Below are 10,000 nucleotides of genomic sequence, written 5' to 3'. Positions count from 1 at the left end.
TTGCTCCGCAGATCCCAAACTTGGATCGATCTCCTCTTTACGATGTCAGATAACACGCACATCGCGTCCATCCGGACTGCGTGTGCGAATTGATGTTTCGCGGACGATTATGTCGAGGCCTGAAGCAGCGCATCGATCTTCGACTTCATCTGGTGGAGCCAGACGGGATCGAACCGACGACCTCATGCTTGCAAAGCACGCGCTCTCCCAGCTGAGCTATGGCCCCGTACCAGAAGACGAATGCCGTGGGCTGGATAAGAGAGACACATGCGCTCGATCAAAGTGGTGGGCCTGGGAAGACTTGAACTTCCGACCTCACGCTTATCAAGCGCGCGCTCTAACCAACTGAGCTACAAGCCCCCGACGCTTATCCCTTTTGAGGATCGGAGCCCGCTCGCGCGCAACCGGCTGTCGCCGATGCATCGCACAGCGCTCAAGCCCCTGGCGCGTGTTCGTCCGCGAAGAAAGAGAAACGAAGACGGCGAAATCCCGCCAATGGAGCTCAAGCGATCTGGCGATCGATTGGCCCCGAGATGTTTCTAAAACGATCCGATAGTGAGCGTGAGCTCTCTGAAGGACCATCCTTAGAAAGGAGGTGATCCAGCCGCAGGTTCCCCTACGGCTACCTTGTTACGACTTCACCCCAGTCGCTGACCCTACCGTGGCCGGCTGCCCCCTTTCGGTTAGCGCACCGTCTTCAGGTAAAACCAACTCCCATGGTGTGACGGGCGGTGTGTACAAGGCCCGGGAACGTATTCACCGTGGCGTGCTGATCCACGATTACTAGCGATTCCAACTTCATGGGCTCGAGTTGCAGAGCCCAATCCGAACTGAGACGGCTTTTTGAGATTTGCTAGGACTTGCGTCTTCGCTTCCCATTGTCACCGCCATTGTAGCACGTGTGTAGCCCAGCCCGTAAGGGCCATGAGGACTTGACGTCATCCCCACCTTCCTCGCGGCTTATCACCGGCAGTCTCCTTAGAGTGCTCAACTAAATGGTAGCAACTAAGGACGGGGGTTGCGCTCGTTGCGGGACTTAACCCAACATCTCACGACACGAGCTGACGACAGCCATGCAGCACCTGTCTCCGGTCCAGCCGAACTGAAGAACTCCGTCTCTGGAGTCCGCGACCGGGATGTCAAGGGCTGGTAAGGTTCTGCGCGTTGCGTCGAATTAAACCACATGCTCCACCGCTTGTGCGGGCCCCCGTCAATTCCTTTGAGTTTTAATCTTGCGACCGTACTCCCCAGGCGGAATGCTTAAAGCGTTAGCTGCGCCACTAGTGAGTAAACCCACTAACGGCTGGCATTCATCGTTTACGGCGTGGACTACCAGGGTATCTAATCCTGTTTGCTCCCCACGCTTTCGTGCCTCAGCGTCAGTATCGGGCCAGTGAGCCGCCTTCGCCACTGGTGTTCTTGCGAATATCTACGAATTTCACCTCTACACTCGCAGTTCCACTCACCTCTCCCGAACTCAAGATCTTCAGTATCAAAGGCAGTTCTGGAGTTGAGCTCCAGGATTTCACCCCTGACTTAAAGACCCGCCTACGCACCCTTTACGCCCAGTGATTCCGAGCAACGCTAGCCCCCTTCGTATTACCGCGGCTGCTGGCACGAAGTTAGCCGGGGCTTATTCTTGCGGTACCGTCATTATCTTCCCGCACAAAAGAGCTTTACAACCCTAGGGCCTTCATCACTCACGCGGCATGGCTGGATCAGGCTTGCGCCCATTGTCCAATATTCCCCACTGCTGCCTCCCGTAGGAGTTTGGGCCGTGTCTCAGTCCCAATGTGGCTGATCATCCTCTCAGACCAGCTACTGATCGTCGCCTTGGTGAGCCATTACCTCACCAACTAGCTAATCAGACGCGGGCCGATCTTTCGGCGATAAATCTTTCCCCGTAAGGGCTTATCCGGTATTAGCACAAGTTTCCCTGTGTTGTTCCGAACCAAAAGGTACGTTCCCACGCGTTACTCACCCGTCTGCCGCTGACGTATTGCTACGCCCGCTCGACTTGCATGTGTTAAGCCTGCCGCCAGCGTTCGCTCTGAGCCAGGATCAAACTCTCAAGTTGGACTTGAAACTTTGAGCCGGCTGATCACAACGTTTGACGAGGTCCACACCGAAATCGCGCAGCGATTCACATCGCTGGCGACCTGATCTCAATGAAGAGATCATGGTGTAACCTTATTCAAAACGTGTACCGCCGAAGTCTTTCGTCCGGTCCCGATCGGGAAAAGTCCTGGGTTCGAAAACCCTGGCCTTCAAAATCGAGACCCGCAAGGACTCCGCCGTCCACGTTTCTCTTTCTTCATCTTCACTTGTCAAACAGCCCGAGATCCGAAGACCTCACACCCTTAGGAGGGTTCTGACCTCCTTCACTCGACGGCAAATCCGCAACCGATTTACACCGGCTGTTGAGTCACTCATCAAAGTGAGGAGCATCAAGGGCGCGAATGCTTGCCTTGGCCTACCGGGCCAATGCAGCGCCGCGCTCAGTGGGTGCCTTATAGGCCGGCCCAATCCGGCTTGTCAACGGACATTGTCAACAAATCGTCGCATCAGGTGCAGATTCTTCTGATGCGCAGAATTGCTCGATTTTTCGGGACTTTACGCCGTACTTGAGCCACAATCCTGCGACGTTCTGACGATTAGTTATGCAAAATGAATCGCCGGATGCCAGTGGGGGCTGCCGGTGGTTTCTACCAAGGGACTGACGATTTCTGATGAACCCGTCGCCAGTTCCACGCGGCCGAGCAACATCGAGAGATTTACACATCGTTGCCGTTCGAGATTGTGGTTGGCCATCGGCCTTCGATAATTCACGAATGTTGCTGTATGTGAAGCGCCGTACTGCCGGATTGCCCTGCTAGGGCGAATGCGGGCGCAAGGGAGTGCGGAAGTCTCGTCGTATGCTGATGGAACTTGGGGGGACACGGGTTTGAGCCAACGGGCGTCACGCGGGAGCGGCTTTGGACGCGAGACCGGGATGATCGATCTCGGTCACGAGCCGCCGCTGTCGGTTGACGGCTCGGAGGCTGCGGTGATCGACCGCCGCCGTGTTTCCGTACAATGGTTCAGCGGCACTATCCTCACCGGCCTGTGCGGCGCAGCCTTGATCGGCGGCGCCGTTTTTGCGTCCCTCGACGGCGAGATGACCTTTGCCAAGCTCCCGGAGCGGGTCGAGGGCGCGCTGCGCGGTGCCGTCAGCGCCAATGACCGCGCCGCCACCCTGCACAAGAGCGACCGCCTGCCGCCGCCGTCGGAATCAAGCGCCTCGCGCAATGTGGTGCGGGTATCGACGGTCACCCGCGTCGGCAACCGCGACGTGATGCGGGTGCGGCCGTATGTTCGCATCTCCGGCAACCTCTCGATGACGACAAGCGATCTTTCGGCCAAGATCCCGCCGTTCAACGCCCAACGCATGCTGACCGATGTCGGCACTAATCAGACCGCGGCGGCCGACGATCCGAACAACCCCGAGGCCGTGGAGCCCGATGCCGAGGTCTCCTTCGTGACCAAGGATCTCGGGCAGGTGCTGCCGAAGGCGAAGATCGCCGCGGTGGTGGCGCTCGACGAGATCCTGATGCGGGTGCGTGACGCAGCCAACTGGCGCGGCAATAACGGCGGCGTCCGTTATACGCTGGCCAACGCCACCGCCGATGTCGGCGGCGCGCAGCCCGACATCAAGCTCGCCTATGCCACCGAAGGCAACGTTTCCGATCCCTATGCCGGCTTCGAGACCCGCGTGGTGCCGGAAAACGTCACGCTGCTGCCGAAGACCAAGGAGCAGGTCACCGGCGGCAATCCGACCGGGGAACGGGTGCATATCGTCAAGAAGGGCGACACCGTCACCTCGGTGCTGCGCGACATGGGCGCGACAGCCGAGGAGGCCAAGGTGATCGCGGCCACGCTCGGCGCCCGCGGCCGCGATGGCGGCCTCAAGGAAGGCCAGAAACTGCGCATCCTGATGGCGCCGGCAAATCCGGCCCCGGGAGCGCGCCTGCAGCCCTATCGCGTGATCGTCGCCAACGACACCCAGGTCGAGGCGATCGCAGCCCTCTCGGACATCGGCAAATATGTCGCCGTCGATGTGCAGAGCATGAACACCGTGTCCGACACCGCCGACAACAGCGACGATGACGACGAGGATGATGGCAGCGGCGTACGGCTCTATCAGAGCATCTACGAGACCGCACTGCGCAACAAGGTGCCGCAGAACGTCATCGAGGACATGGTCCGGATCTATTCCTATGACGTTGACTTCCAGCGCAAGGTGCAGCCCGGCGACTCCTTCGACGTCTACTACGCCGGTGAGGACGAAGGCGTGACCAGCAGCGAAAAGACCGAGGTGCTGTACGCCGCGCTCACGGTCGGCGGCGAGACCAAGAAATACTACCGGTTCCAGACGCCTGACGATTCGGTGGTCGACTATTACGACGAGACCGGCAAGAGCGCGAAGAAGTTCCTGGTGCGCAAGCCCGTCAACAACGCGATCATGCGCTCCGGCTTCGGCGGCCGCCGCCATCCGATCCTCGGCTACGTCAAGATGCACACCGGCGTCGACTGGGCGGCCCCCTACGGCACCCCGATCTTCGCTTCGGGCAACGGCGTGGTCGAAAAGGTCGGCTGGGAGGGCGGCTACGGCAAGTATGTCCGCGTCAAGCACAACAACGGCTATGAGACCGCCTACGGCCACATGTCCGCCTTCGCCAAGGGCATGGAGTCCGGCAAGCGCGTCCGCCAGGGCCAGGTGATCGGCTTTATCGGGTCGACCGGCATGTCGACCGGTGCCCACGTCCACTACGAGATCCTGGTCAACGGCCGTTTCGTCGACCCGATGCGCGTGAAGCTGCCGCGTGGGCGCTCGCTCGAGGGCTCGATGCTGGCAGGCTTCGAGAAGGAGCGGGACCGGATCGATGGCCAGATGAACAGCCGCGGCAGCTCCCGCATCGTCTCCGACGCCACCGGCTCGACCGGTTCGCGGCCCGTCAGCAACCGCTGATCTCCTCCCTCCAAATTTGCCGCGCCGGCCATGGAACCGGGAGGGCATCAGCTCGGTTTCATGGATACGCGAAACCTCCAATGGAGGGTGTCATGGAGAATTGGACGAACGCGAAATTGTGCGACGTCGCAAACCTGGTCCTTGGCGCGATCCTCTTGCTGTCGCCCTGGCTGTTCGGCTTCACCGCCGGAACCGTCTCCACCAACGCCTACATCACCGGCATCGTCATCGCGGTCCTTGCGATCGCGGCGCTGGCGGCATTCGCGGTGTGGGAGGAGTGGCTGAATCTGATCGTCGGATTGTGGGCCCTGGTGTCGCCCTGGGTATTGGGCTTCCACGGTACCACCGCGATGACGGTCCATGTGGTGATCGGCGCGGCGGTGGCGATCCTGGCTGCGATCGAGCTCTGGATGATGTCGCAGCACCCGCCGCGGCTGACAACGGGCCGCTGATCGAGGACTGCCTTACTTCGGTCCCTGCCCGCCATGACGGCGGGCGGAGGCCTCGTTGTTACGCGTCGAGGGGGTACCGGGCATGAGGCGCATCACACGGGATGACGTCGTCAGAGCGGTCGGCCAAGTCGACGATGTCACCATCGCCAAGATTATCGCGACCGGCGCCACCGTCGACGAGTTGGCGGAGGCCCAGGCCTGGCTCGCCAATGACGAGCCGCTGATGAACGCCGGCAAGCCGCTCGCGACCGGCCGCGCCCGCGAGCTCGTGGACATCCTTTCCGAACTCGAGCCGAGCGAAGAGGACGATGTCGGCCCGGCGGTAACGCAGGAATAAATCTTCCAACCTCCCAAAAACTCGAAGCCCCCTTCGCGGACCGCGGAGAGGGCTTGTAGCCGTCTCATAACTCAGTTCAGCTTGCGCTTCGCTACCGGCGCGTCGAACTGGGCGACCTCGGCGGTCTGCTGCGCCTTGCCATTGAAGGTCAGCACGTTGCCCTCGGCCGAGATCTTGACCTTGTCGCCGTCCTTGATGTCGCCAGCCAGGATCATCTCGGCCAGCGGATCCTGCAGGCTGCGCTGGATCACCCGCTTCAGCGGGCGGGCACCGTAAGCCGGGTCCCAGCCCTTGGCGGCCAGCCAGTCGCGCGCCGCCGCATCCAGCGTGAGCGTGATCTTGCGATCCTCCAAGAGCTTCTGCAGCCGCGCAAACTGGATCTCGACGATCCGGCCCATCTCGCTCTTCTGCAGCCGATGGAACAGGATGATCTCATCGACGCGGTTGAGGAATTCGGGGCGGAAATGCGCCCGCACCGTCGCCATCACCTGCTCGCGCACCGCGCCCGTATCCTCGCCTTCCGGCTGGTTCACCAGGAATTCCGAACCGAGGTTCGAAGTCATGATGATCAGCGTATTGCGGAAGTCGACCGTGCGGCCTTGACCGTCGGTCAGGCGGCCGTCGTCGAGCACCTGCAACAGCACGTTGAAGACGTCAGGATGCGCCTTCTCGATCTCGTCGAACAGCACCACCTGGTAGGGCCGCCGCCGCACCGCTTCGGTGAGCGCGCCGCCCTCGTCATAGCCGACATAGCCCGGAGGCGCGCCGATCAATCGCGAAACCGAGTGCTTCTCCATGTATTCGGACATGTCGAGGCGGACCATCGCGGTCTCGTCGTTGAACAGGTACTCGGCCAGCGCCTTGGTCAGCTCGGTCTTGCCGACGCCGGTCGGCCCTAAGAACATGAACGAGCCCATCGGCCGGTTCGGGTCCTGCAGGCCGGCGCGCGAACGGCGCACGGCGGTCGCGACCGCACGCACCGCCTCGGCCTGGCCGACGACGCGCTTGCCGAGCGCATCCTCCATCTTCAGGAGCTTCTCTTTCTCGCCTTCCAGCATCCGGTCGACCGGCACGCCGGTCCAGCGGGAGACCACCTGCGCGATGTGGTTGGCGGTGACCGCCTCCTCCATCGTCGCGCCCTGGTTCTCGCTGGCCTCGATATCGGCGAGCTGTTTTTCCAGCGCCGGGATCTTGCCATAGGCAAGCTCGCCGGCACGCTGGAATTCGCCGCGGCGCTGGGCGTTGGCCAGTTCCACACGCAGCGCGTCGAGCTCGGCCTTCAGCTTCTGGGCATTGGAGAGCTTGTTCTTTTCCGCGCTCCAGCGCGCCGTCAGCGCCTTCGATTTCTCCTCGAGATCGGCGAGTTCCTTCTCCAGCGCCTGCAGCCGGCTCTTCGAGCCCAGATCGCTTTCTTTCTTCAGCGCCTCCTGCTCGATCTTGAGGCGGATGATCTCGCGGTCCAGCGTGTCGAGCTCTTCCGGCTTGGAATCGACCTGCATCTTCAGCCGCGCCGCCGCTTCGTCCATCAGGTCGATGGCCTTGTCGGGCAGGAAGCGGTCGGTGATGTAGCGGTTGGACAGGGTCGCAGCCGCCACAAGCGCGGAATCGGAGATCCGCACGCCGTGGTGCTGCTCGTACTTGTCCTTCAACCCGCGCAGGATCGAGATCGTATCCTCGACCGAGGGCTCGCTGACAAAGATCGGCTGGAAGCGGCGGGCGAGCGCGGCATCCTTCTCGACATGCTTCTGGTACTCATCGAGCGTGGTCGCGCCGATGCAGTGCAGTTCGCCGCGGGCGAGCGCCGGCTTCAACAGGTTGGACGCATCCATCGCGCCGTCGGCCTTGCCGGCTCCGATCAGCGTGTGCATCTCGTCGATGAACAGGATGAAGGTGCCCTCGGCCGAGGTCACCTCCTGCAGCACGGCCTTCAGCCGCTCCTCGAACTCGCCGCGGTACTTCGCGCCCGCGATCAGCGCGCCGAGGTCGAGCGATAATAGACGCTTGTCCTTCAGGCTCTCCGGCACGTCGCCGTTGACGATGCGCAGCGCTAGGCCCTCGACGATGGCGGTCTTGCCGACGCCGGGCTCGCCGATCAGGACGGGATTGTTCTTGGTGCGGCGGGACAGCACCTGGATGGTGCGGCGGATTTCCTCGTCGCGTCCGATGACGGGATCGAGCTTGCCGTCGCGCGCGGCCTGGGTCAGGTCGCGGGCATATTTCTTCAGCGCGTCATAGGCGTTCTCGGCGGTGGCGCTGTCTGCCGTACGGCCCTTGCGCAGCGACTCGATCGCCGCATTCAGGTTCTGCGGGGTGACGCCGCCCTTGCTCAGGATCGAGCCGGCCTCGCTGTTCTTCTCGAGCGCAAGCCCGAGCAGGAGACGCTCGACGGTGACGAAGCTGTCGCCGGCCTTCTCGGCAGCCTTTTCGGCCGCATCGAACGCCCGCGCCAATTCGGGTGAAAGGTAGACCTGCCCCGCGCCGCTGCCCGACACTTTCGGCAGCTTGTTAAGCGCATCCTCGGTTGCCTTGAGGATGGCGCGGGAGTTGCCGCCGGCGCGATCGATCAGGCCGCCGGCAAGGCCTTCGCTGTCGTCCAGCAGCACTTTCAACAGATGCAGCGGCGAGAACTGCTGGTGCCCCTCGCGTACCGCAAGCGACTGCGCCGACTGGATGAAGCCGCGCGCCCGCTCGGTGTATTTTTCTATATTCATCGTTTGCTTTCCCTCGGCCTGCCCTCCCGGCCCTGGGCGCGATCAGCAAAAGTGGGTACCGGTTTTGCGTCTGATCGCGCCCAATTCTTAAATTAGCGCGTGATCTTTTCGCGAAACCGCAAGCACACTTTCGCGGATCACGCGATAGGCACCGTGGAAGGCATCTTCATTGGGTTTCCGCCCGACCGTGTTGATATCCGTCAACCGACCGGTGGTCGTCGCCCTCGTTTCAGGCTTGATCACAATGTGGGCATCGGGTTCCGAAACGGAAGAGCTTTCCGCAATGAATTCGTAAGGGTTCGGTGGCCCGATCGAAGAAAATTTCCTAAAAGGCCTGATGTCCTCCACCTCCCCCGCACAGATCGCCGGCATCTACCGCTATCCCGTCAAAGGCCTGACCGCAGAGGCGCTGCCGCGGGCCGAGCTCAGGGCTGGCCAGACGCTCCTGTCCGACCGCCGCTACGCCATCGAGAACGGCCCGAGCGGCTTCGACCCCGAGCAGCCCAAATGGCTGCCGAAGCCGCATTTCCTGATGCTGCAGCGGGACGAGTGGCTGGTGCCGCTCGGCGCCGAGTTCGACGACGACAGCCACGTCCTGACCCTGCGCCGGAACGGCGAGATGGTGGCCCAGGGCGACCTCGAAACGGCCGCCGGGCGCGCCGCGATCGAGCAATATTTCGCACTCCACCATGCCGGCCAGATCAAGGGGCCGCCAAAGGTCCTGACCAGCCCCGGCCACAGCTTCTCCGACGTCGCCCGCAAGGTGGTCTCGATCATCAACCTCAACAGCCTGCGCGCGATCGAGCAGATGGTCGGCCAATCAGTGCATCCGCTGCGCTTCCGCGCCAACCTCTATGTCGAGGGCTGGCCGGCCTGGCACGAATTCGAGCTGCTCGACCAGACGATCGCGATCGGCAGCGCACGGGCCAAGGTGGTCAAGCGCATCACCCGCTGCGCCGCCGTCAATGTCGATCCCGACACCGGCGCGCGCGACCTCACCATCCCCCACACCCTGATGCAGCGCCTCGGCCACAACGAATGCGGCGTCTATGCCGAGGTGGTCGCGGATGGCGCGGTGGCGCTCGGGGACTCGATCGCGGCGGAGCAGCCGGAGCTGCTGTAGTTGGGGAGCGGGCAAGAGCGTGAGCGCCTGCCGCCAGGCCTGCGCCGTTAGACCCTCATCCTGAGGAGCGGCGCCTTCGCCGCGTCTCGAAGGATGAGGCCCCGCCAGTGGCCTCGCCCTTCGAGACGGTCGCTCGCGCGACCTCCTCAGGGTGAGGGGATAGGTTGGGGTACGCCGCTCTATCCTCGTCATTGCGAGTTGGGATTCAAATTTCAAACAGCGTGAGGATATGAGTTCGCGTTCTCGCGGCGCATTGCGTCCGAGTTTTGCTTCACTTTCCACCCTCTCATTGAGCAGAGGGCGCAGGGAAAGCCGGGTGCCGGTTGCACCCATGGGTCCCGTGCAACAAAAAGCACGGGGGTAGGACCA

General features: G+C 62.3%; 6 protein-coding genes, 2 tRNA genes and 1 rRNA gene. 4 read left to right on the top strand and 5 right to left on the bottom strand.

Annotated elements, in window-relative coordinates; genetic code table 11:
- Positions 1–150: 150 nt before the first annotated feature.
- From AAFX91_RS29805 to AAFX91_RS29790, 4 genes are all read right to left on the bottom strand, one after another.
- Positions 151–226: transfer RNA gene (locus tag AAFX91_RS29805), tRNA-Ala, on the bottom strand.
- A 57-nt stretch (positions 227–283) separates the two neighbouring features.
- Positions 284–360 (bottom strand) — tRNA-Ile (locus tag AAFX91_RS29800).
- A gap of 228 nt (positions 361–588) precedes the next feature.
- Positions 589–2,077, bottom strand: a 16S ribosomal RNA gene (locus tag AAFX91_RS29795).
- 581 nt (positions 2,078–2,658) lie between these two features.
- A complete protein-coding gene (locus tag AAFX91_RS29790; RefSeq protein ID WP_165421390.1) occupies positions 2,659–2,811 on the bottom strand; it encodes a hypothetical protein in 153 nt (50 codons plus the stop codon).
- Between the two features lie 133 nt (positions 2,812–2,944).
- Between AAFX91_RS29790 and AAFX91_RS29785 the strand changes: the two genes are divergently transcribed.
- From AAFX91_RS29785 to AAFX91_RS29775, 3 genes are all read left to right on the top strand, one after another.
- On the top strand, positions 2,945–5,008 hold the full coding sequence (locus AAFX91_RS29785) for a M23 family metallopeptidase (protein WP_394569008.1): 2,064 nt from the start codon (positions 2,945–2,947) through the stop codon (positions 5,006–5,008).
- A gap of 92 nt (positions 5,009–5,100) precedes the next feature.
- Entirely contained in the window at positions 5,101–5,460 is a 360-nt protein-coding gene (locus AAFX91_RS29780) for an SPW repeat protein (protein ID WP_130582072.1), read from the top strand.
- A gap of 82 nt (positions 5,461–5,542) precedes the next feature.
- On the top strand, positions 5,543–5,797 hold the full coding sequence (locus tag AAFX91_RS29775) for a hypothetical protein (RefSeq protein ID WP_130582073.1): 255 nt from the start codon (positions 5,543–5,545) through the stop codon (positions 5,795–5,797).
- A 71-nt stretch (positions 5,798–5,868) separates the two neighbouring features.
- On the opposite strand, the gene clpB is transcribed toward AAFX91_RS29775, so the two are convergent.
- Positions 5,869–8,508: an ATP-dependent chaperone ClpB gene (clpB, locus tag AAFX91_RS29770; RefSeq protein WP_394569007.1), complete on the bottom strand. Its 2,640-nt coding sequence runs from the start codon at positions 8,506–8,508 to the stop codon at positions 5,869–5,871.
- A 337-nt stretch (positions 8,509–8,845) separates the two neighbouring features.
- Between clpB and AAFX91_RS29765 the strand changes: the two genes are divergently transcribed.
- Complete coding sequence (locus AAFX91_RS29765; RefSeq protein WP_394569006.1) at positions 8,846–9,631, top strand: MOSC domain-containing protein; 786 nt, start codon at positions 8,846–8,848, stop codon at positions 9,629–9,631.
- Positions 9,632–10,000 lie beyond the last annotated feature (369 nt).

This window comes from Bradyrhizobium sp. 31Argb (assembly GCF_043638955.1).
Lineage (GTDB): Bacteria > Pseudomonadota > Alphaproteobacteria > Rhizobiales > Xanthobacteraceae > Bradyrhizobium.
The sequence above is the reverse complement of the archived record's forward strand: the minus strand, read 5'-3'. Positions and strand labels throughout refer to the sequence as shown.

Coding starts and splice junctions, on each gene's coding strand:
- AAFX91_RS29790 (WP_165421390.1), bottom strand. CDS start 2,811: ATGGCCAACCACAATCTCGAACGGCAACGATGTGTAAATCTCTCGATG.
- AAFX91_RS29780 (WP_130582072.1), top strand. CDS start 5,101: ATGGAGAATTGGACGAACGCGAAATTGTGCGACGTCGCAAACCTGGTC.
- AAFX91_RS29775 (WP_130582073.1), top strand. CDS start 5,543: ATGAGGCGCATCACACGGGATGACGTCGTCAGAGCGGTCGGCCAAGTC.
- clpB (WP_394569007.1), bottom strand. CDS start 8,508: ATGAATATAGAAAAATACACCGAGCGGGCGCGCGGCTTCATCCAGTCG.
- AAFX91_RS29765 (WP_394569006.1), top strand. CDS start 8,846: ATGTCCTCCACCTCCCCCGCACAGATCGCCGGCATCTACCGCTATCCC.